This window comes from Novosphingobium sp. JCM 18896 (genome assembly GCF_025938095.1).
Lineage (GTDB): Bacteria > Pseudomonadota > Alphaproteobacteria > Sphingomonadales > Sphingomonadaceae > Novosphingobium.
This window is the reverse complement of record NZ_JAPCZF010000002.1, coordinates 86,945-108,089: the sequence shown is the minus strand read 5'-3', so window position 1 is coordinate 108,089 and position 21,145 is coordinate 86,945. Positions and strand designations below refer to the sequence as shown.

The following is a 21,145-nucleotide window of genomic DNA, read 5'->3' as shown; positions in this document are numbered from 1 at the left end:
TGTCGCCAAAGCGGAGCCGAGATGAAGCGATCCGAGCAGTCCCCCGTTGCCAGCCAGCGCGTCGCCGACGTCGTCGCCGAGCGCATCCTCACGGGGCAGTTGAAGCCGGGCGACCGCATCAAGCAGGACGAACTGGCGAGCGAGCTCAATCTCAGCCGCATCCCGGTCCGCGACGCACTCCGCATCCTCGAGACGCGCGGCCTGGTCTCGCTCAAGGCCAATGCCGGTGCGCGCGTCGCGAGCCTCGGTCTGCGCGACATGGAGCTGTCGTATCAGATCCGTGAAATGCTCGAGCCGATGCTGCTGGCGGAGTCGATCCCCAACCTCACCGAGGCCGATTTCGCGGCCATGGCCGAGACCAAGGCGCGGCTCGAACGCGTGACCCATGCCGACGACTACATGCCGCTCGCGCGCGACTTCCACTGGACCGCGTTTCGTGGCCACCAGGTGCCGTTGCTCGCGCAGATCGTCGAGCGGCTGTGGGACACGACGCACCATTACCGCCGCGCCTATGCCGTGGTCGTGCTGCAGAACGCCGAACTGCTCGAAGTCATGCGCGCCGAGCGCGACCTGCTGTTCGGCGCGATCCAGCGGCGCGAGATCGACCTCGCCCCGCGCATCTTGGCCGCGCACATCCGCCGCACGCACATCGGCCTGCTCGAACACAGCGAAGCGCTGGAACTGGGTGAGGCCTGAGGGCGGGCCAGTCCCTTGTTGCTCTGGAAAGCTCGATAAGCCCGCGTCTCAGAGCGACTTGAGAAGCTTGAGTTGTATTTCGGGTGTCCGTCGCCGCGAGATCGCTTCCTGGGCAGATGGCGCGATCAGGCGCTGTCGCGTGAGGCGGGGAGAGCGGAAGGTTGCCGATAACGACAGCGTCCGGCCGAAGCTGTGGGTGTAGGACAAGCTCGCCTCCGTCCAAGCCAGCTCGGTGACCTGGTAGTCGCGCGAAGCGCTGTTGTAAGACCACTGGATCTGAGCCACGTCGCCGGGCACGCTGCCCCGATCGGGCAGTGTCCACTCGAGCGTACCGTTGGTCGTGTAGCGTAAGTCGCTTTGAACCCGCGGGCTGGTGAGCGCATCGACGGGGTTCCGCTGATTGAACAGATTGACGCTCGCGCTGACCTTGAGGCGGCGATTGAGCGGCGAACTGATGTCGAACTGAGCGCCGGTGTTGCGGCGGCTGCCGGCATTCACATAGCGGTAGACGACCGTTCCTGACGGATCGACGGTATAGGTTCTGCTCCATAGATCGCTGGTATCGCGCCAATAGGCGACCACTCCGGCCTGGAGCTTGCCCGATCGAAATTGCAAGCTCAGCTCATAGGCGTGGGTGCTCTGATCTTTGAGTTCAGGGTTGCCCTGGAATATCGTGACGGGGTCCTCGACCAGGCCATAGGGACGCAGGATTTCGAGCCGCGCCCTTTCGATCCGCCTGCTGTAGCTCGCACTCAAATCCAGTTTCGTGCCGAACGAGCGCTTGACGTGGAAGGTCGGGAACAGATCCGAGCGATTGATGACTAGGTCAGCCGTCCCCGGGCTCGAAATGCGTCGGGTGTTGTGCTCCCACCGCAGGCCGGGCGTCAGGATGATCTTTCCCAGCGGGCGTTGGAACGTGGCATAGGTCGCGATCGTGCTGTTGGATCCGTTATAGGCATCGACGGTGTCCGGCCCCAGCGAGCCGCCGGCGTTACTGCTCGTGAACTGATAATTCTGAGTGGTGCCGTCGAGGCGCCAGGTGCTGCCGACCGACAGGATCTGGCCTCCGCGGATCGGTCGCTTCCAATCGATCTGGGCATCGACCGAATAGGAGGGTTTGCTGACGATGGTGCGAAAGAGCCGGCCGTCGCTGAAAAGCGCGTCGGTCGTATCCAGTACCTGAGGATTGCCGTAGAACTGCGCAGACAGGCTGAGCGTTTCGCCTTTGGCCTTCCCGCGATGGAGGATGCTGAAATCGCCGGTCACATAGCTGCCGAGGCTGCTCATGCTCCGGTGTTCGTAGAACGACGGGAAATCCGCGGTGAGGCCCAGGTATCGCCCCTTGTTCGTCACGATGTCGTGGCCGCCGCCGCCGCCCAGGTGAGCGGAGACGGTGGTCTTGGGATCGAGATCGTAGGTCACCCTGCCGCTGAGGCGACCCACGACGCCGTCATAGGTGAACTGTCCGTTTTCGGAATTCACGGTCGCCGGGCCGCCGCTTGTCGTTTCGACCGTTCGCAGCTTCCGGTAGGTCGTGCGCACCATGGTGCCGACGTTCCCACCCGCCTTGACCTCGTAGGCCCATTTCCCCCGCTTGTAGTTTATGGTCGTGTCGACGAGGCTATATCCATAGCTCGACGACTGAAGGCTGGCGTTGCCCGATGTACCGGCGGTCTCGTTCTTGCGCAGCACCACGTTTATGATGCCGCCGGTCCCTTCCGCCGAGAACTGGGCGGAGGGATTGGTAATGACTTCGATACGGTCGATGTCGCTGCCGTGGAGGGTGCGCAGATATTGTTTCGCGTCGCCGATATAGGGGCGACCGTTTATGTAGATGTTGGCATTGCCAGCGCCCAGTAGCAGGATCCGGTCGTCGGGCGTGACGGTGATGGCGGGCAGCCCCCGGAGCAACTGGACCGCGTCTTTCTGGATCGAGTGCGGTGTTTGCTGGATCTGGAAGGTCCGCCTGTCGATTTTCTCGGATTCTTCGCCCCGGGCGCCGATCACTTCGATGACGTCGGCTTGGCTCTCGGTCGGTGCACTTTCGAAGGTTTCTGGCAGATAGGCTGCGGGCATGGGTTCTCCGTCGCGACCGACGCACGTCTATACCAGCCGCGGAATGACGGCGAACACCGGAATGCTCCGATCTGACCACGAAGGGGGATAGTGCTTCGGACGCTACCGCAAAGCCAAAGGCAGAAGCCGTCGACTTTCGGAGCCTTGGCTCACCGGTAGCGAAAAATCCCGCGGTCGATCACGACGCGTTCGCCGTTGGCCAAGGTCTGGAACTGCGCGCCGCCCTCGGTCAGCCAGATCCGCGTGTCGAGCCGGTCGCCGGGAAACACGGGTTGCGAGAAGCGGCCTTCGAAGGCGCCGAAGCGATCGACGTCGCCGTCGCACAAGCCCTTGAGGATCGCGCGGCTGGCGAAGCCGTAAGTGCCGAGACCAAAGAAGATCGGTCGGTCGAAGCCATCCTCCTTGGCGATCGCCGGATCGGTGCCGTGCGGGTTGCGGTCGCCCGAGAGGCGGAAGATCAGCGACTGACCGATCGGCAGCGGCAGCGAAACGGTGAGGTCTGGCTCGCGTTCGAGCTTTTCCCAGGGCAGGGCATCGGCCGGCTGGCGCGGACCGCCGAAGCCGCCCTGGCCGCGGACGAACAGGCCCATGCGCGTGGAGCCCAGCGGCTCGCCGGTGTCGGCGAGGGTGGCGTGGGTGTCCGACACGCAGAGCGCGCCCGAGCCTTTGTCGAACACGCCGACGAGCACCTGGCGAACTTCGACCGTGCCCGCCGCGGGGATCGAGCGGTGCAGGGTGACCGACTGCTCGCCGTGCAGCAGGCCTTCGGGATAGCCGTCCCATTCGCGCGCGGGGAAGCCGAGCTGCTTGATCCAGCCGCCGCCGGCCGAGGCCATCTGCGTCATGAAGGTCGGCACGACCTGCTGTTCGACGCCGCGCGTGTTCTCGGTGGTGAACTGCAGCTCGTCGAGCGGATCGCTGAGCCCGGCACCGACGCCGATCGCGTAGAGCAGCGTACGATCCGAGGTCCAGGAGAAGGTGCCCGCGGCGACCTCCTTGCCGACCAGTTCCTCCCAGGCCGCCACGATCAGGCGGCCGGCCGGCCGAGGCGCTGCGCCACGAGCGCGGTGACGTCGCGGCGCGAGACCTTGTTCGAATGGAGCAGCGGCACTTCGTCACGCTTGATCTGCACGTAGGCGCGCGGGACCTTGTAGCTCGACAACTGCTTGCGCAGCTTGCCTTCGATCTCGGCAAAGTCGAGCTCGACGGCCTCGTCGCGCGGCACCACGGCGGCGACGAGTAGCTGGCCGCGCTCAGGATCAGGCAGGCCGACGACATAGGCGTTGTGAATCCCATCGAGCGCCTGCATTTCCATCTCGACCTCGGCGGGCGCGACGTTGGAGCCGGCGGTCTTGATCATGTCTCCGTTGCGGCCGATGAAATGGACGCGGCTGCCGTCACGCAGGCACATGTCGCCCGTGTGGTAATAGCCGTCGGCGGTGTAGTAGACCGACTGCTCGACCTTGTGCAGTGAAGATGCCAGCGGATAGCCGCGCACCTGCATCTCGCCGATATTGCCGTCGCCGACCTCCTGGTCGTTCTCGTCGGCGATGCGGATCTCGTAGCCGTCGGCGAAGTGGTCCATCGGCGAACAGACCGGGCGGCCCGGCGCGCGCACTTCGTCACCGAAGGAATAGGGCCCGAGCGTCTCGCTCATGCCCAGGCCCCAGAATGGCGGCTTCTGGTTCTTGAGCATGGCCAGATCGTCGTCGGCCAGGGTCGAGCCCATGGCGATACGGCTGTTGCTCATCGTGCGCTCGGTGCAGGTGGTGGTGGCGCCGACTTCCCAGTTGGGCAGCAGCGACATCATCAGGCCGCCGACCCAGAACATCGGCAGGAAGGCGCTGTATTCCTTGCCGCGTTCCTGGCCGATCATGCCGCGCAGGTAATGCGTGCGGAACAGCACGGGGCCGTGGTGGTGCTTGACGCCCTTGGGCAGCGCCATCGAGCCCGAGGTGTAGATCTCGACCATCTGGTCGGTCGGGTGGACCTCGCTCTCGATCTCGCGGAGGAAGTCTTCGCCGATCGCAGCGCCTTCGGCGATCAGGCCGTCGAGCGTGCCGAAGCTCGCGGGCAGGCCCTCACCGGTCGAGGCCAGCCAGCGCAGGTAGGGGGTCTTGGTCAGGCGCAGCGCCGGGCCGCTCTCGCGCAGCTCGGGCAGCGCGTCGCACAGGCGCTCGACATAGTCGGTGTTGAGGAACTTGCGTTGGACGATCAGGCCCGAGACGTCCGACTGGCGCAGCACGCGCACCAGCTCGTTGGCGCGGATCATCGTGGAGATGGGAATAGCGATCGCGCCGATGCGCGCCGCGGCCGCGAGCATGATCGCGAAGCCCGGGCCGTTGCCGTAGATGAAGCCGACGCGCGCGCCCTTGCCGATGCCGCGCGCGATCAGGCCGCGGGCGATCTCTGCCGACTGGCGATCGAGGTCGTTGAAGCTCGCGGTCTCGTCGGGAATCGTCTCGCCGGTCAGCGTGACCGCGGGATCGTCGCCATAGGCTGCGGCCGCGGCGCGGATCAGTTGCGGAAAGGTCTTGGCTGCGCGCGGATCCGTCCAGACGTCGCTCTCAGTGCTCACCGTTCTCGTCCCTCTCGCCGCAGCATCGCGATTCGATGCCGTCGTTGCGCATCAGCACTAGCCCGTGAGGGCCGGGCGTCAATCGGGCGAGAGTGTCGAAATGGAGGATTTTTGTTCGATGAACGGAAACTTCCACCAGGCTGGCGCTTCCGCGACGCGATCGAGCGCCTTGGCGGCGGACTTGATCAGGCGCTTGCGGCTTGGGCCGTGCTGATCGAGCAGGGTGGCTAGCTGGGCGGCGAGCCCCGCTGCGGTGATCGGCTCCCTGCCGGCGAATAGCCGCGCGCCGTTGTCTTGCGCGACCGCGAGATCGTGGACGCTGCCGAGGCAGTCCTGGACCTTGCCGAGCGCCTTGGTGAAAGCGCGGCGATCCTTGGCGCTCTTCTTGTCCGAATAGAGCGCGCCGAAGAATTCGGCGGCGTAACGCAGCTTCTTGCCCTTGATCCGGAGCGCGTGGAGCGCCTCTTCGGACAGCTTGTCGAGCGCGGGGCTCTTGGTGAGCTTGCGTCGCCGACGGCCCAGCGTGCGCGCGGCGAATTCGCCCAGCGGCTCGGACGATTGCGGCACGTCGCGCTCGATCCATTCGGCGAAACCGATCAGGAGCTGCTGGAACGCGGCGGCCGATAGCGCCGCCTGGGCCTTGCGCGTCGCCCGCTTGCGTGCGGCGTGCAGGTGCTTGAGCAGGTCGGCGGTGTCGTCTTGCGGGTCCTGTTGGGCGGCTTCGACCCGTTCGATGAGGACGTGGAGATCGCGCGCCGGGCCGAGCGTATCGGCCGCCGCCTTCCACTCGGCGCGGAACACCGGGCTGCGCTCGTCGGCGACATGATCGCCGAACAGGCTGAAGGCCGCGCGCAGCCGGCGGATCGCGACGCGGCTCTGGTGCACGGCGTCGGGATCGCCGCTGGCCAGGACCTCGCGGTAGTTGCCGAGCAGCTGTGCCAGGCAATTCCAGGCGATCGCCTGGAAACCCTGGGTGACGGTCATGTCGGGCGTCAGCGCCACCTCGCTCGCGCGCGCCGCGGCGAAGGGCAGGCGCAGCGCCAGGACGTGACCGCGCTCGCCCTTGCTCTCGGTCGACCAGCCGAGCTCGGGCCCGAGCGGCAACTGTCCGGCCAGCGCGAAGAGGTCGGCAGCCGCTCCGCCGATCAGTTCGAGCTCGAGTTCGGAGATCGGCTGGCTGCGTCGGCCGGCCTCGACCGTTCCGGCATCGAACGCCGCCTCGATCGTCGAAGCGCCGAACTTGAGCCGCCGTGTCGTACGTTCGATGCGCGTGGTCGCCAGCGGGCGGAGCTTGGCCTCGCCCAGCAACGGTTCGATCAGTCTGCGCGCGGTCGCGGGGAAGGCCTGCGGATCGGGCGTCTCGCCATCGACCTTTGTGTTCCATTCGCCGCGGCGCAGGCTACCGCTGCCGTTCTTGAAGGTCTGCTCGCGCTTGACGCCAGCCTCGGGCATGGCCCCGGTCTCGCGGATCCGCAAGGTGGCCCCCTGCGCGTGGAGCGCGGCATCGGCGGTATCGAAATAGCGCGTGACCAGCGTCAATGGCTTGTCCTTACCGGCGAGCAGCGGATGGTCGCGCAGCTGCGCGAGCATGGCCGGCGAAGCTGCCAGCTTCAGTTCGGTTTCCTGGCCATCGGCCATGTGAATTCGCACCCCATCTGGCCGATGCCCCGGCCGCCTTGGAGACCCGATTGTCCCGATGCGCGCCTTAGGAGGCGCTCCCAGTCCGCCTCCACAGATAACCCATGTTGTCACGAAAGCGTAACAATGATGCGGAAGGCTTCATCGTATTGACTTGCGCGGCGTCCATTCTGCGCGCTGAATGTGCCCGTGGAGAGAGCCATGAAACCGTCGCTTCCGATCGCCGCAACCGTCGCGGCGCTGTTCCTTGCATCGTCCGTGCCCGCTTTCGCGCGAGCCGATCAGCTCGCGGTGACGCGCGTCGCGCCCGACAAGGTCAGCGTCACCTGGTCCGCCAAGGGCCAGGTCGACCTGTTCCAGGCCGATCGACCGGTGACCGACCCCGCCCAGGCCAAGCTGGTTTCGGCCGGAGATCGCGACGGCAAGCAGGAGGTCTCGGTCGATGTCGCGGCACGTCCCTATTTCCTCGTCCGCGACAAGGCCGACGGCAGCGTGGTCGACGTCGCCGAGCGGCTGGTGCCGCTCGATCAGGGATCGAACTTCCGCGACATCGGTGGCTATCGCACGGTCGACGGCAAGGCGGTCCGCTGGGGCCGAATCTACCGCTCGGGCGCTTCGGCGATGCTGACGCCGGGCGATCTCGCGCGGGTCCAGGCGCTGGGTCTCGCCGACATGGTCGATCTGCGATCGAGCGAGGAACGCGTGCTCGCGCCGACGAAGATCGAAGGCGTGCGCTATGCCGCAGTCGGCTATTCGATGCAGGAGATCCTGCGGATGACCATGCAGGGACCCTCGGGCGCGCTCTATGCGAACCTGCCCACCATGCTGAAGCCGCAACTGCGCATGGTCTTCGATCTGCTCAAGCGCCACGAGGGGCCGATCGCCTACAATTGCTCGGCCGGGCAGGACCGCACGGGCTTCACCACGGCGATGGTGCTGTCGGCGCTCGGCGTGCCGCGCGAGACGATCCTCGCCGACTATCACCTGTCGACGACCTATCGCCAGCCGCGCTGGGAAATGCCGCCGATCGACCTCGCCGCCCATCCCAACGATCCGGTCGCGCAGGTCTTTTCGCGTGGTGCCGCGGCCGGCGATCGCAAGCCGACGCCGCTCTACGACGCCGAGGGCAAGTCGCTGCTGCTCGGCTCCTTCGCCTCGATCGACGCGAAGTACGGTTCGGTCGAGGGCTACCTCGAAAAGGAGATCGGCGTGACCGCGGCCGATCTCGCCGCGCTGCGCGCCACCTATCTCGAATAGCCACCTATCTCGAATAAACCGTCATCGAAGCATAATCGGACTGCAAGCGGTGTGTCACAGCCGCTTGCTATCGAGGCCGAATGCAGCGGGACTTGTGTTCAGTCGTAGGCCAGCGTCGGTTGTCGCTGCGTCTCGTGCAGGACGAGCGGGAGCTCAACGCGGTCCAGCGGCTGCGCTGGCGCGTGTTCTACGCCGAGATGGGGGCGGATGCCGGGGCTCCCCGGCCCGAGCATCTCGACGCCGACGTCTACGATCCGCTCTGCGACCATCTGCTGGTGATCGACGAGGATGCATCCGCGGGAGAGCAGGTGGTCGGCACCTATCGCCTGCTGCGCGAGAGCGTCGCCAAGCGCAGCTTCGGTTTCTATTCGGCCGGCGAATTCGATCTCGCGCCGCTCGCGCATTTGGGCGGCTCGGGCGAACTGCTCGAACTCGGTCGCTCCTGCGTGCTGCCGCCCTATCGCACCAGCGGCACGATCTCGCTGCTGTGGCGCGGCATCGCCGACTATATCGCGCGGCACGACATCGCGCTGATGTTCGGCTGTGCTTCCTTCGCGGGGACGGACGTCGATGCCCACGCCGCGGCACTGTCCTATCTCCACCATCGCCATCTCGCGCCGGCCGAGTGCCGGCCGTCGGTGCTGCCGGGCAAGGGTGTGGCGATGGATCGGCTGGCGCCCGGTTCCTACGACGAACGCCGTGCGTTGATGGAACTGCCGCCGCTGGTGAAGGGCTACATGCGCGTCGGCGCGAAGTTCGGTGAGGGCGCCTATGTCGACCATGCCTTCAACACGATCGACGTCTGCGTGGTGATGCCCGTCGAGGCGATCGCCGACCGCTACGCCGCGCGTTTCAGCGCCGCCGCCTGAACCTCCACCAACCGCGCGGCAATGCGGCGGCGGCTCTCCTGGGCCGCGTGCTTGCGGTCATGCGGCGCGAAGCTCTCTTCGAACCAGACGTCGACGGTGATCCCGCCCGATGCCGCCAGCGCTAGGGCGTGCGGCAGTAGCGCGTCGTCGTCCACCCAGGCCACGGCGCGACGCTCGGCTGGAGACAGCGGCGCCCCGTCCGCGCGGCGATAGGCGATCGTCACCGGCTGGACGCGCGGCCAGCGCTCGCTGGCGGCGAAGAGCCCGCTGTGGAACGGCAGCACCACGTCGCCAAGCCCGGTGGTACCCTCGGCGAAGAGCACGAGGCTGTGGTCGGCCGGATAGGCGTTCATGTCGGCGGCCAGACGGTGCGTTGCGGTGCGGCTGTCGCGGGCGATGAACGGGCAGCCGTAGCGCCGTGTCAGCGCGCCGATGATCGGCCAGCCGGCGATCTCCGACTTGGCGACGAAGCCCGCGTCGAGCAGGCGGCCGAGAACGGCGATGTCGGTCCACGAGATGTGGTTCGCCACGGTCAATGCGCTGCCCGTCGCGTCCGGGGTGCCGTGGCAGCGCAGGCGCACGCCGAAGCCTGCGAGCAGCAGCTTCCAGGCCAGGCATTCGATCCGACGCGAGCGGATGCAGAGCCAGGGCAGGGCAAGGAGCAGCAGCGCCAGGACCGCCGCCACGGCGCGTGCCTGGCGGAGCGCGCGGTCAGGCAACGCGGCGCTCGCCCTGCACGATCCGCTCGTAGTCGGCGAAAAGCGCGGCGAAGTGATCGCGCATCGAGCGTGCATGCGGTGTGCAAGGCGGCTGCGACTGGCCGAGCAGCGCGAGGATCGCTTCGGCCGCGGCCAGGGCATTGCCCGCGCGGTAGGTGAGGCCGGCGCCGCCCTCGGCATGGTCGGCCGCGCCGCCCTCGTCGGGAACGATGACCGGCACGCCGCTGGCACGCGCTTCGGCCGGCGCCATGCCGAAGGTCTCCGAGGTGCCCGCGTGGATCAGCGCATCGGCGCTGGCGAGGATCGTGGCGAAGCGCGCGCGATCGCGCTCGGGTGCGAGCAGGCGGATGTGCGGGTTGCCGGCGATGTGCTTGGTCAGCCGCTTGGCTGCGCCGCCCTCGCCGAGCAGGACCAAGCCGATCGGCCGGGTCAGGCTGGCGCGCATGACCGCGTCGATCGCCACCGGCCAGCGCTTCTCCGCGCAGAACCGGCCGACGCCGATCAGCAGGTGCGCGTCTTCGGGCAGTTCGCAGAGCGCGAGCAGTTGGCGCCGCACTGCGGGATCGCGCCGCTGCGGCCCGAACAGCGCGGTGTCGACCCCCATCGGGTGCAGCGCCGTACCCGCGACCCCGCCGCGCGCGAGGCGGCTGCGCAGTTCGCGGCTGGCGCAGACGACGCGGTCGTAGTCGTGCCCGAGCGCGCGCATGTGCTGCCAGAGGAAGTCGATCCGGCGGTCGATCGTCTCGCGCCGTAGCCAGGGCTCGAGCCAGCGGTACGCGTAGACCGAGAACGGATCGTTGTGCATCACCAGCGCGCGCGGGACCTGGCCCTGCCAGCGGGCGACGTAGGACGGGCTGCGCCAGGGCGAGCCGACTTCGACGAAATCGGGTTCGAGCGCGTCGAGCGCGGCGTGCAGCGCGGGCTCGTCGCCGAAATACCAATACTTGCGATCGAACGCGAGCCGCGGCGAGGGGATCGTGACGATCCGTGCCATCGGCCCGCGCTCGATCACCGTATGTTCGTCACCGGGGGCGAGAATGACGATCTCGTGGCCGAGTTCGGGCCCGATCGCCAGCTTCTGTTCGACATAGGTTCGGACGCCGCCGCCGTGCGGCGAATAGAAGGCGCAGACGTCGACGATTTTCAACGCCGCCTCCAGGATTCGACCAGATCCGACGTGGCGAAGCTCGCGCCGACCACGAGATGGCCAGCGAGGACCAGTCCGCCCATCATCGCCAGCAGCGCCGCGACCTGCTCGTGATGGCCGAGCAGGACCACCGAGATGCCGGCGAAGACCACGTCCTTGTTGGGCACGAGCGGCAGGCGCGAGACCAGCATGCGCAGGGTCGAAAGCACCAGCCAGAGCCCGACCGCGACCTGCGGCAGGACCAGGTACCAGAGCAGCGCGCCGAGCCCGGTCTTGGTGGCGATGCGCGCCAGGTGCAGCGCGGCGATGAAGCGCAGCTCGCGCCCGGGCAGGGTGAAAAGCTTCTGGCGGAACAGCAGGATCACGAAGGAACTGACCAGCACCACGCCGAGCGAGACGAAGGTCGATTGCATGCCCAGGCCGATCTTGCCCGAGAAGACCAGCGGCCAGGCCACGGCCAGCATGACCAGGGTGGTGACGTTGCCGGTCAGCGCCGAGAGAATCGTCACGTCCTTGATCGCGCCGAACGGCGCTGCGGCAAGCTGTTGGCGCGCGCGCACCCAGGCGTAGAACTGCGCCTCGCCGAGATAGCCGAGCAGCAGTTCGTTCGAGACCATCTTGCGCATCAGCGCGCCGATGCCGGTGACCGGGATCTGCCAGAGGCGGCGATAGATGATCCATTCGCTGACCGGCCCGGCCAGGTACCAGACCGCGAAGACCGTCCAGAACAGCGGGCTCGTCGGGATCAGCGCGACGACGTGGCGCATGTCCATGTCGCGGAGCTGGGCGGCGACCGCGACGAGCAGCGCGAGCGAGACGAGAGCGCTGAACCAGGCCGCCAGGCGGCTGTTGCCGATGCCGTCGGCCTTATGCAGTTTCATATCCGGGCCTGCCGTCAGCTCGCCCGAAGCGAAGCTGTCTTTGTACATGGATCACGGCCCTTCGACTGCACGCGAGGCCCGCTCCTGCACCCCGGGTGTTACAGCCCGATGCCAGAGCGATGACGGTTTTGTTATGCCGACCCATCCCTTTGGCGGTCATCCGCGCGTCATCTGGCAGACCTAGTTCGTGCGACATGCACGAAGCCTTCGAGCCGCGCTGGTCGGTGGTCATCCCCGTCTACAACGAGCGCGATTTCCTGCCGCGGACCCTGTTGTCGCTGGCCGCGCAGACTGTGCCGTTTCGGCTGATCGTGGTCGACAACGGCTCGACCGACGGCTGCATCGCCGAGGCGCGGGCGCTGGCGGCCGAGCACGGGCTCGATGTAGAATTCCTCGACGAGCCGCAGCCGGGCCAGGTCCATGCGCTGGCGCGCGGGATCGCCGCCGCGCGCGGCGAGCTGATCGCGATCTGCGATGCCGACACTTGGTATCCGCCCGACTATCTGGCGCGCGCGACCGCGCTGTTCGACGCGCGCGGGCCCGATTGCGTCGCGGTGGCCGCCTGCAATCCGCCGACCGAACGCGGCTGGCGGGCGCGGCTGGCGATCTGGCACAAGGTCCTCGCAGGCCGGGTGCTGCCGTGGCAGAACCACACGAGCGGCGCCTGCCATTGTTTTCGCCTCGACGCGCTGCGCCGCGCCGGCGGCTACGACGCGCGGCTCTGGCCCTATGTGCTCAAGGACCACGAGCTGATGAACCGCGTGCTTCGGCTTGGCTCGCAGGCCTATGACCGCAGGCTTTGGTGTGTACCTTCGGACCGGCGCCGCGACCGCGGCGGCGTGCGTTGGACCCCGGGCGAGCGGCTGCTCTACCACGTCACCCCGTTCCGCTGGCAGGACCGGTTGTTCCACAGGATCCTGGCGCCGCGCTTTGCCGCGCGCGGTCTCGGCGATACCGTGCTACGCGCCCAGCCTTGGCAATCGATGAGTGAGTGACGAATGCGAAAACTGATGCTTCTCGCCCCGGCGGCCGTGCTGCTGACGGCGGCGGGTCCCGTGCCGCCCTACGAGCAGCGCGGGCGGCAGGATGCCGACTGCCGGGCGAACGAGCCGGGGCCGGCGCTGCGCGTCGAAGTGGTCGGCCTCAAGGATACGCGCGGCAGGCTGCGGCTCGAGCTCTATCCGGCGAACCAGCAGGACTATCTGGCCGACGACACCGATCTGATCGCCGCGGGCAAGGTGTTCAAGCGCATCGAGGTGCCGGTGCCGCACCAGCCCAATCCCGTGCTCTGCATCCGTGCGCCGCGGCCAGGCACTTATGCGATCGCCGTGGTTCACGATCGCGATTCGAACCGAAAGTTCAGCCCTTTCACCGACGGCGTCACTGCGACGGGCAATCAGCCGAACCTCGGCCGCAGCAAGCCGCGGCTTGCCAATTCTACCGTGCAGATCGGCCAGGGCGTGGCTCAGGCGCGCGCGACGATGCAGTATCTGCGCGGCTTCGGCTTCGCGCCTCTGTCCCGCTAAAGCCCGTGTCCCGCTAGCTTCGTTCGCTAGCCCAGGAGCCGCCGCGCCGCGGCGACGACATTCTCGACCAGCGCCGGCTTGTCGATGAACACGCTGTCGCTGACGTCGCGGCCAGGGGCGGGGGGATTGGCCGAGACGTAGATCACGCCGATCGCATCGTCGATGTCGCGCGCCTCGGCGGCGAGATCCCAGCCGGTGAGCATGCCGGTCAGACGGATGTCGGTGACGAGGAGGTCGATCCGCACGCCGCCGCCGTGGCTCGCACGCAGCACGTCGCGTGCGTCCTCGGCAGAAGCGGCCTCGACGATAAGGCAATGCTCGTCTTCGAAGGCTGTCGCTAGTTCCATGCGGACGAGCCATTCGTCCTCGACTATCAGAACCCTTCGGTTCGCGAGTCCCGTCACCTGTGCCCCCGGCCCTTCCGCCCTGTATCTTGCGGTCCTGAATCTTGTATTCGATAGGAAACCATCTGGGCGCTTGATCGTTCCCGAACCGGCGCGCAAATCAAAATGCGCTTGGGGGTCGCGGATGAACGATTTGTCGCAGGGCGGCGCAGACGCGTGTAACGATCCGGGGGTGATCGACATCAAACAGGAATCCGCCCTCGAGGCTGCGCTGCTCTTGGCCGCGATCGTCGAGAGTTCGGACGATGCGATCGTCTCCAAGCTGCTCGACGGCACGATCACGAGCTGGAACGGCGCGGCCGAGCGGCTGTTCGGCTATCGCCCGCAGGAAATCATCGGTCAGTCGATCCTGACGCTGATCCCCGACGATCGCCGCAGCGAGGAAACCGACATCATCGATCGCCTGCGTCGCGGCGAGCGGGTCGAGCATTTCGAGACGAAGCGCCGGCACAAGTCGGGCCGGCTCATCGACATTTCGTTGACGATCTCGCCGATCCGTCGGCCCGACGGCGCGATCGTCGGTGCTTCGAAGATCGCGCGCGACATCACCCAGAAGAAGCAGGCCGAAGAACTGCTCCATCGTCAGGCCGGCCGGCTCGAGATCCTCAACCGCGTCGCGCGCATCATCTCGCAGGATCTCGATCTCGAACGCATCGTCCAGGCCGTCACCGACGAGGCGACGGCGCTCAGCGGCGCGCAGTTCGGCGCCTTCTTTTACAACGTGCTCGACGCCGAGGGCGAAAGCTACGTGCTCTATGCGCTGTCGGGCGTCCCGCGCGAAGCCTTCGACAAGTTCGGCATGCCGCGCAACACCGCGGTTTTCGCGCCAACCTTCGAAGGCCGCGGCATCATCCGTTCGGCCGACATCCGCAAGGACCCGCGCTACGGCCTGAACACGCCGCACAAGGGCATGCCCGAGGGGCACTTGCCGGTGGTCTCGTACCTCGCCGTCCCGGTGATCTCCTCATCGGGCGAGGTGATCGGCGGGCTGTTCTTCGGCCATGCGGAGCCCGACCGCTTCGCCCCCGAAACCGAGGCGCTGATCGCTGCCATTGCCGGCCAGGCCGCGGTGGCGATCGACAATGCCCGGCTGCATAGCGCCGCGCAGACCGAGATCGTCAACCGCAAGGCGGCCGAAGACGCGCGAGAGCTGCTGCTGCACGAGGTCAAACATCGCGTGAAGAACACCCTGGCGACGATCCAGGCGCTGGCTTCGCAGACGCTCAAGGGCACGCCCCCGACCGAGAAGGAGGCTTTCATCAGCCGCCTGCACTCGCTGTCGGGCGCGCACGACCTGCTCACGCTCAGCGATTGGCAGGAGATCGGCATTGCCGCGCTCGCGCAGCGCTCGCTGGCGGCCTTCTCGGCCAAGGGCGCGCCGCGCGTGTTTTTCGAAGGGCCCGATGTCGGCCTCTCGGCCAACAAGGCACTGCTGCTGACGATGGTGCTGCACGAGCTCGGTACCAATGCGGTCAAGTATGGTGCGCTGTCGGTCGAGCAGGGGCAGGTGGCGATTACCTGGTGCCTGGCCGAGGCCGATCGGCCGACCTTGCGGCTCGAATGGTGCGAGAGCGGCGGCCCGCCGGTCGTGGCGCCGAGCCACCGCGGCTTCGGTTCGCGGATGATCGCCGCCGCGCTCCACGGTAGCGACGGTCATGTCGCCTTCGACTACCGCCCCGAGGGCCTGCTGCTGACGCTCGATCTGGTGGTTTAGGGGGGGCGAGCCCCGAGTTCCTCCCCTGCAAGGGGAGGTGGCATCCCGGAGGGATGACGGAGGGGTGTCACCGTCACCGAGAAGGTGACACCCCTCCACCACCAGCTACGCTGGCGGTCCCCCTCCCCTTACAGGGGAGGATCGCTTCATCGTCAGAACTTGACGCGGACCCCGCCATAGGCGGCGGCACCCGGCGTGGCGTAGCTGAACACCTCTTCGTAGTTCTCGTCGAACAGGTTCTCGACGCGGCCGAACAGCGTGATCGCGCCGGTCAGCTTGTATTCGGCGTTGAGGTTGACCAGCACGTAGTCGTCCAGGGTCACGTTGACCGGCACGAAGCTCGGATCGGTGAAGGCGACGTCCTGCTGGCGGCCGTTGTAGCGCACGGTCAGCGTGGCCGAGAGCTTGTCGTCGGCCGTCGTCCAGGTCGAGTTGAAGCTGGCGATGTGCTTGGCGCGGCGCACTTCGACCGTGCCGTTTTCGTCGGCGTCGAGCCAGGTATAGGTCGCGTCGATCCGCCACTGTGGCACGGGCTGGGCCGAGAGTGCCACTTCGATGCCGCGCTGGCGCGACTTGGTCGTGCGGTTGGCCGGCGTGGCGATGAAGGTCGGCGCGGGGAAGGTGGTGAAGATCTCGCCCTTCAGGCGGTTGTCGGACCAGGTCGCGCCGATCGTCGCCACCGTGCCGAACCGCTGCTCGAGCCCGGCTTCCCAGCCCTCGGACTTCTCGGGGCGCAGGTTCGGGTTGCCGATGTACTGGCCGTCGACGAAACCGTAGAGTTCGAAATAGCCGGGGTTCTTGACGCCCGTGCCATAGGCCGCGTGCACGCGGGTGTCGGTGGGCAGCGTGTAGGAGCCCTGGACACGCCAGGTCGTGGAATCGGCGAAGCGATTGTTCCAGTCCTGGCGGATCGAGGCGCCGAAGCTGGCGTTGTCGTCGACGGTCAGCTCGTATTGGCCGACCAGGCCGACATTGGTCGTGTTGCGCCGGCCGGTGAAGGCGAAGCCGCCGGGCGTGGTGTTCTGGAACTCCTCGCGCTCGACGTCGAGCGCGCCGGTCAGCTTGTGGACCACGACCTCGTCGCCGAAGCGCAGGCTCGATTCGAACGAGCCCTTGTAGCGGCGGCCGTTGCTGCCGCTGTCGCGCAGCGCGCCAGCATAGCCCTTGCGCGTGACGTCGGCGTACTGGCCGGTCAGGGCATTGACCCAGCGGCCGTCGAGCGCGGTCAGTTCGGCGCGCAGCAGGCCGTAGAGGCTTTCCTTGGTGGCGCGGGCGCCGGGGCTGTCGACGACATAGCCGAACAGCGGGCTGGCCGGGTTCTGCTCGGTGTTGGCGACGTCGTAGTCGTTCCACATGTAGCGGGCGACGCCGGTCAGCTTGAAGCTCTCGCTCGGCGTCCAGGCCAGCTTGACGTTCGCGCCAGCGGTTTCCGAGCCGACGTCGAGCTTGCCGTTGCGCGCCACGGGCGTGCCATCGGTGCGGTAGTAGCCGCCCGAGACGACGTAATCGAGCTGGTCGGTCGCACCGGCGAAGCGCGCGGCGCCGTCGAAGGTGTTGAACGAACCGCCCTCGGCGCGCGCGGTGAAGCCCGGGGCCTCGGCGCCGCTCAGGGTCAGGTAGTGGACCACGCCGCCGATCGCGTCGGAGCCGTAGAGCGAGCTCTGCTGGCCGCGCAGCACTTCGATGCGCACGTCTTGGTCGGCGATCAGGCCGTTGAAGTCGAATTCGCCGTTGAACGGATCGCTGGCCTCGATGCCGTCGATCAGCACCAGCGCGTGGTTGGCCTCGCTGCCGCGCAGGCGGATCTGGGTGAGGCCGCCGATCGCGCGGCTGACCGCCACGCCGGGGACGTCGCGCAGCACGTCGGAGACGACACGCGTCTGGCGCTGCTCGATCGCCTGGGCGTCGAGGACGGTAACCGAGGCGCCGAGGCGATCGGCGGCGATGCCCTCGTTCGAGCGCGAGGCGGTGACGACGATCGTCTCGCCTTCGGCATTGGTGGCGGGCTGACTCGGGTTCGAGCTGGCGAAAGCGGGCGTGGTCGCGGCGAGCGCGAGCAGCGAAACAAGAGTGGTCCTCATGGGTATTCTTCCCTCCGCGCCGGGCAACGAGGGCGGGGGCTGCCGGGGCGTTGATGCCCTCGACCGACGTGCCGGGCACGGACTGGCGCAATCGGCCCATCCCCGGCGCACCACAGCGGCCCCGCCGCTTGGTCGTCGCTCAGACGGAGAACCGTGCCGCGACCGATCCCTGGGCCGGGGCAAGAGCGACCATGCGCCGGCCGGTCTCCTGGCTTGCGGGTCACGGCACGATGCACGGCCTTCCCAAGCGTTTCGGCTCAGTGGCGGCTCCAGGGGGAGCCTCGTGCATCGCGCTATCCGCTCACAGTTGCAGGGACAGCCTCGGCTTGGGCGGGCCAAGAAACGCTTGGGTCCGCCTTACCGTGTTCCCGGATTAAGCCCCGTTGGGGCACCGGCGCGATCTTCGACGCGGTTTCCCGCGATCGGCGCGCGCCTTAGGCCGCTTCGCTGCCCGTGCCAACGTCGTGGGCTCCGTCTCGGAGCATTGATCCTGCCGGTGCGGTATAGGCGCCACACTTTACCGCCACCGGGAGCGGCAGCATCCTTCGCGGAAACAAGGAAGGCACATGCCATGCCGATGGGAGCCGAACTCGACCTGCCCTACCTGACGATGGAGGAGGACGCCTTCGCTGCCGATCCATTCCCGCACTTCGCCAGGGCACGGGCGCAGCACCCGTGGTTGGCGCGCTGGCAACTCGGCTATGTCGTCACCGACTACAAGGCGATGCGCGATCTATTCGCGCGCGAGGATCGCATGCGCATGATGTACGACGACATCGTCGCGATCATGGAGGCGGAGGATACGCCCTGGGGCGACTTCCAGCAGCGCCACATGCTGTCGATGGCAGGCGCGACGCACAAGCGCGTGCGCGATGTGCTGGCGCCGGCCTTTACGCCACGCCAGGCCAATGCGCACCGGCCGCTGATGCGCGAGGTGATTTCCGACCTGCTCGATGAATGGGCGCCGAAACGCGCGTTCGATTTCGAGGAATTCGCCTCCTACTTCCCGATCACGGTCATGTGCCGGCTGATCGGCGCTTCGCCCGACGTCATTCCCGGCCTGCGCTCGGCGATGGAGGCGATCGGGCTCTCGACCTCGATGGACAAGCGCTGGCTGCCGGCAATGCAGGAGGGCGTCGTCACGATGGAGCGCTTCGTCGACGGGCTGATCGCCGAGCGCCGTGCGGAGTCGCGCGAAGGTATGGAGCCAGACCTGCTCGACGTGCTGCTACGGAGCCAGGGGGGCGAGGCGAAAGAGGGCAGGCTCACCGATCGCGAACTGGCCGACCTGCTGATCTTCCTGTTCGTTGCCGGCTACGACACCTCGAAGAACATGCTGACCCTGACCTTGCGACTGCTGCTCGACCGGCCCGAGGTCTACCAGCGCTGTGCCGAAGACCATGCCTTCGCCCGCCAGGTGATCGAGGAGTCCTTCCGTTACGGCAGCACCACCTCGAACCAGCGCGTGCTTAACGAGGAAGTCGAATATCGCGACGTCGTGCTCGAGAAGGATGCGATCGTCTGGTTCCCGCTGAGTATCGCCGCGCACGACCCGCGCTATGCCGAAGCGGCCGATCGCTTCGATCACGAGCGCGAGCAGAAGAGCCCGCACATCGGCTTCGGCCTTGGCGCGCACATCTGCCTCGGCCAGTACATCGCCCGCGCGCAGATCCACGAAGGCCTGCACCTGATCGCCCAGCGCCTGCTGAATCCGCGCTCGCCGGGACCCGAGGGTTTTCGTCCGTTCCCCGGCACCTGGGGCCTGCGCGGGCTGCCGATCCAGTTCGACCTGCCCGGCGATTGAATAAAAACCAAGCGTTTGCTACACATCGATGATGATCGAGATTGCCGACCTCATCGACAGCACCGCGCTGATCGGCGATGCCCAGGCCTTGCGGCGGCGCTACCTCGACGACGGCGTGGTCTATCTGCGCGGGGTGATCGATCCCGAGCTGATCGCCTGGGGCCGCGAGAAGTACCGCGAAGCGCTCGCCGCCGAGGGGTTGATCGATCCCGCGGTTGAGGCACCGGTCTGGACTGGACGGAAGACCGAGACCTGGCGGCCCTGCGACGCGATCGGCACGACCGTCTGGCACGAGGTGGTCAAGCAGCCGCGGCTCAACCAGGTCATGCGCGACGTGCTGGCCGACGATCCGGTGTGGATCCCGATCGCCGCGCACCGTTCGGGCATGCCGACGGGGCCGATCGCGGAGGGGCAGGATCTGTTCGCCGGGCGTCACCAGGACGGTTTCTACAACGAGGGTATGCTGTTCACGATCTGCTGGATGCCGATCCGCGATGTCGACCGCGATCACGGCAGCTTCGCCGTGGCGCCGGGCACGCATCACCGCGGCAGTCTTCACGACACCACGCTCAAGGGCAATGCCATCCCGCGCGAAGCGATTGCCGACGACGCCTGGCGCTCGGCCGATTTCCGCGTCGGCGACGTGCTGATCTTCAACTACCTGACCGCGCACACGGCGCTGCCAAATCCCTCGAACGAGATCCGCATGTCGCTCGACGTGCGCGCGATTCCCGCCTCGGCACCGCAGCCGGTGATCGGTGCGGTCGAGCGGGTGGAGGCCCGTGACGTGACGATCCGCACCGAAGAGGGTGAACGCGTCACCGTCCACCTCTCCGAAGAGACCTTGATCCGCGACATGAACCCTTGGCCGCGCGTGCCGCTCGCCGAGGTCGAGAAGATCGCCTATCCGGGCGCGCACGTCATGGCGATGGCGCGGCCCGATCGCAGCGTCACCGTGCTGCGGCGCAATTTCTACTGAGCGCCGCGCAGCTTCAGGTCGAGCAGCGCGAGGGTCGAGGCCCAGGACAGCCGGTCCGCCAGCGGATCGTAGGCGCGGCCGTGTTTCGGATCGTCGGCTGCGGGGTCGGTGAAGGCGTGGTAGGCATTGGCATATTCGGCGATCTGCCAGTCGGCCTCGGCGGCGATCAGTTCGGCGCGCAGCGCGGCGACGTCGGTGGCGGGGACATGCGGATCGCGCCCGCCGGTGTGGACCGCGACATGGGCTTTGACCGCGCCCCTGGCCGCGGGTGCGCCCGTGGTGAGGATGCCGTGATAGCTGACGACCGCGCGCACGTCGCCGCCGCCGCGCGCGAATTCGAGAACACACATGCCGCCGAAGCAATAGCCGAGCGCGGCGATCCGATCGGCGGCCACCTCGGGCCGCGCCTTGAGCGCTTCGTGCCAGGCGCCCATGCGCGCGCGCAGGCGCTCTGAATTGCCCCAAAGCGGCGCGACGAAGCCGCCGACTACGCTCTCGTCCTCGCTGTAGACGCCGTCGCCGTACATATCGACCGCGAGCGCGACATAGCCTTCGCCGGCGAGGTCGGCGATCACCTGCCGCATGTGCGTGCCCAGACCGAAGGCGTTGTGCACCACCAGCACGGCGGGATGCGGCCCCGCGCCGGAGGGCAGTGCCAGTTCGCCGCGCAGGGCCCGACCTTCATGTTCGCAGATCACGATCTCGAATTCGCTCACGGACCCCATTTCCTCTCCGCCGGTAAGATTTCGTTTACCATGTAAGCCTAGCTAAAAGCC

At 67.3% G+C, this 21,145-nt stretch carries 18 protein-coding genes and 1 riboswitch; of the genes, 8 read left to right on the top strand and 10 right to left on the bottom strand.

The features are described from left to right. Positions 1–21 precede the first annotated feature (21 nt). Positions 22–696, top strand: a complete 675-nt coding sequence (locus OLX23_RS06360) for a GntR family transcriptional regulator (RefSeq protein WP_264443853.1) — start codon at positions 22–24, stop codon at positions 694–696. A 48-nt stretch (positions 697–744) separates the two neighbouring features. Here OLX23_RS06360 and OLX23_RS06355 read toward each other — a convergent pair whose 3' ends face one another. The 4 genes from OLX23_RS06355 to OLX23_RS06340 all read right to left on the bottom strand — a co-directional run bounded on the left by OLX23_RS06355 (position 745) and on the right by OLX23_RS06340 (position 6,988). Beyond that, positions 745–2,772: a TonB-dependent receptor gene (locus OLX23_RS06355; RefSeq protein WP_264443852.1), complete on the bottom strand. Its 2,028-nt coding sequence runs from the start codon at positions 2,770–2,772 to the stop codon at positions 745–747. 149 nt (positions 2,773–2,921) lie between these two features. Further along, the gene (locus tag OLX23_RS06350; RefSeq protein WP_264443850.1) at positions 2,922–3,797 is read right to left on the bottom strand and encodes a MaoC/PaaZ C-terminal domain-containing protein; all 876 of its coding nucleotides are present in this window, start codon (positions 3,795–3,797) and stop codon (positions 2,922–2,924) included. 2 nt (positions 3,798–3,799) lie between these two features. After that, the gene (locus OLX23_RS06345) at positions 3,800–5,350 is read right to left on the bottom strand and encodes a class I adenylate-forming enzyme family protein (RefSeq protein WP_264443849.1); all 1,551 of its coding nucleotides are present in this window, start codon (positions 5,348–5,350) and stop codon (positions 3,800–3,802) included. Between the two features lie 78 nt (positions 5,351–5,428). Beyond that, on the bottom strand, positions 5,429–6,988 hold the full coding sequence (locus OLX23_RS06340) for a CHAD domain-containing protein (RefSeq protein ID WP_264443848.1): 1,560 nt from the start codon (positions 6,986–6,988) through the stop codon (positions 5,429–5,431). Between the two features lie 201 nt (positions 6,989–7,189). Here OLX23_RS06340 and OLX23_RS06335 point away from each other — a divergent pair, with 201 nt between their 5' ends. Together OLX23_RS06335 and OLX23_RS06330 are read left to right on the top strand one after the other, a co-directional pair. Beyond that, positions 7,190–8,245 carry a tyrosine-protein phosphatase gene (locus OLX23_RS06335; RefSeq protein ID WP_264443847.1) on the top strand — a complete coding sequence of 352 codons (1,056 nt, stop codon included), beginning with the start codon at positions 7,190–7,192 and terminating at the stop codon, positions 8,243–8,245. Between the two features lie 92 nt (positions 8,246–8,337). Continuing rightward, complete coding sequence (locus OLX23_RS06330; protein ID WP_264443846.1) at positions 8,338–9,114, top strand: GNAT family N-acetyltransferase; 777 nt, start codon at positions 8,338–8,340, stop codon at positions 9,112–9,114. Here the strand turns inward: OLX23_RS06330 and OLX23_RS06325 are convergent. From OLX23_RS06325 to OLX23_RS06315, 3 genes are read right to left on the bottom strand one after another with little or no spacing between them, the layout of a single operon-like run. Next, entirely contained in the window at positions 9,084–9,833 is a 750-nt protein-coding gene (locus OLX23_RS06325; protein WP_264443845.1) for a lysophospholipid acyltransferase family protein, read from the bottom strand. The genes OLX23_RS06330 and OLX23_RS06325 overlap by 31 nt on opposite strands. Next, complete coding sequence (locus OLX23_RS06320) at positions 9,826–10,980, bottom strand: glycosyltransferase (RefSeq protein WP_264443844.1); 1,155 nt, start codon at positions 10,978–10,980, stop codon at positions 9,826–9,828. Before OLX23_RS06320 ends, OLX23_RS06325 begins: the two co-directional genes overlap by 8 nt. Beyond that, on the bottom strand, positions 10,977–11,861 hold the full coding sequence (locus OLX23_RS06315; RefSeq protein WP_264443843.1) for a hypothetical protein: 885 nt from the start codon (positions 11,859–11,861) through the stop codon (positions 10,977–10,979). Before OLX23_RS06315 ends, OLX23_RS06320 begins: the two co-directional genes overlap by 4 nt. A 194-nt stretch (positions 11,862–12,055) precedes the next feature. Between OLX23_RS06315 and OLX23_RS06310 the strand changes: the two genes are divergently transcribed. After that, complete coding sequence (locus tag OLX23_RS06310) at positions 12,056–12,856, top strand: glycosyltransferase family 2 protein (protein ID WP_264443842.1); 801 nt, start codon at positions 12,056–12,058, stop codon at positions 12,854–12,856. Between the two features lie 15 nt (positions 12,857–12,871). Next, positions 12,872–13,387 carry a DUF2141 domain-containing protein gene (locus tag OLX23_RS06305; RefSeq protein WP_264443841.1) on the top strand — a complete coding sequence of 172 codons (516 nt, stop codon included), beginning with the start codon at positions 12,872–12,874 and terminating at the stop codon, positions 13,385–13,387. A gap of 26 nt (positions 13,388–13,413) precedes the next feature. On the opposite strand, the gene OLX23_RS06300 is transcribed toward OLX23_RS06305, so the two are convergent. After that, the gene (locus tag OLX23_RS06300; RefSeq protein ID WP_264443840.1) at positions 13,414–13,974 is read right to left on the bottom strand and encodes a response regulator; all 561 of its coding nucleotides are present in this window, start codon (positions 13,972–13,974) and stop codon (positions 13,414–13,416) included. Here OLX23_RS06300 and OLX23_RS06295 point away from each other — a divergent pair. Continuing rightward, positions 13,964–15,505, top strand: a complete 1,542-nt coding sequence (locus tag OLX23_RS06295; protein ID WP_264443839.1) for a sensor histidine kinase — start codon at positions 13,964–13,966, stop codon at positions 15,503–15,505. The genes OLX23_RS06300 and OLX23_RS06295 overlap by 11 nt on opposite strands. A gap of 152 nt (positions 15,506–15,657) precedes the next feature. Here the strand turns inward: OLX23_RS06295 and OLX23_RS06290 are convergent, their stop codons facing one another. Continuing rightward, complete coding sequence (locus OLX23_RS06290; RefSeq protein WP_264443838.1) at positions 15,658–17,586, bottom strand: TonB-dependent receptor plug domain-containing protein; 1,929 nt, start codon at positions 17,584–17,586, stop codon at positions 15,658–15,660. A 180-nt stretch (positions 17,587–17,766) separates the two neighbouring features. Further along, positions 17,767–17,997: riboswitch (cobalamin riboswitch) on the bottom strand. A gap of 160 nt (positions 17,998–18,157) precedes the next feature. On the opposite strand from OLX23_RS06290, the gene OLX23_RS06285 reads away from it, so the two are divergent. Together OLX23_RS06285 and OLX23_RS06280 are read left to right on the top strand one after the other, a co-directional pair. Next, on the top strand, positions 18,158–19,390 hold the full coding sequence (locus tag OLX23_RS06285) for a cytochrome P450 (protein ID WP_264443837.1): 1,233 nt from the start codon (positions 18,158–18,160) through the stop codon (positions 19,388–19,390). 28 nt (positions 19,391–19,418) lie between these two features. Next, entirely contained in the window at positions 19,419–20,369 is a 951-nt protein-coding gene (locus OLX23_RS06280) for a phytanoyl-CoA dioxygenase family protein (RefSeq protein WP_264443836.1), read from the top strand. Here the strand turns inward: OLX23_RS06280 and OLX23_RS06275 are convergent. Further along, entirely contained in the window at positions 20,363–21,085 is a 723-nt protein-coding gene (locus OLX23_RS06275; RefSeq protein ID WP_264443835.1) for a dienelactone hydrolase family protein, read from the bottom strand. The genes OLX23_RS06280 and OLX23_RS06275 overlap by 7 nt on opposite strands. Positions 21,086–21,145: the final 60 nt, after the last annotated feature.

Bases quoted from the DNA above. Each gene is read 5' to 3' on its own strand.
- OLX23_RS06360 (WP_264443853.1), top strand. From the start codon at position 22: ATGAAGCGATCCGAGCAGTCCCCCGTTGCCAGCCAGCGCGTCGCCGAC.
- OLX23_RS06355 (WP_264443852.1), bottom strand. From the start codon at position 2,772: ATGCCCGCAGCCTATCTGCCAGAAACCTTCGAAAGTGCACCGACCGAG.
- OLX23_RS06340 (WP_264443848.1), bottom strand. From the start codon at position 6,988: ATGGCCGATGGCCAGGAAACCGAACTGAAGCTGGCAGCTTCGCCGGCC.
- OLX23_RS06335 (WP_264443847.1), top strand. From the start codon at position 7,190: ATGAAACCGTCGCTTCCGATCGCCGCAACCGTCGCGGCGCTGTTCCTT.
- OLX23_RS06315 (WP_264443843.1), bottom strand. From the start codon at position 11,861: ATGAAACTGCATAAGGCCGACGGCATCGGCAACAGCCGCCTGGCGGCC.
- OLX23_RS06310 (WP_264443842.1), top strand. From the start codon at position 12,056: ATGCACGAAGCCTTCGAGCCGCGCTGGTCGGTGGTCATCCCCGTCTAC.
- OLX23_RS06305 (WP_264443841.1), top strand. From the start codon at position 12,872: ATGCTTCTCGCCCCGGCGGCCGTGCTGCTGACGGCGGCGGGTCCCGTG.
- OLX23_RS06300 (WP_264443840.1), bottom strand. From the start codon at position 13,974: ATGTCGATCACCCCCGGATCGTTACACGCGTCTGCGCCGCCCTGCGAC.
- OLX23_RS06290 (WP_264443838.1), bottom strand. From the start codon at position 17,586: ATGAGGACCACTCTTGTTTCGCTGCTCGCGCTCGCCGCGACCACGCCC.
- OLX23_RS06285 (WP_264443837.1), top strand. From the start codon at position 18,158: ATGCCGATGGGAGCCGAACTCGACCTGCCCTACCTGACGATGGAGGAG.
- OLX23_RS06280 (WP_264443836.1), top strand. From the start codon at position 19,419: ATGATGATCGAGATTGCCGACCTCATCGACAGCACCGCGCTGATCGGC.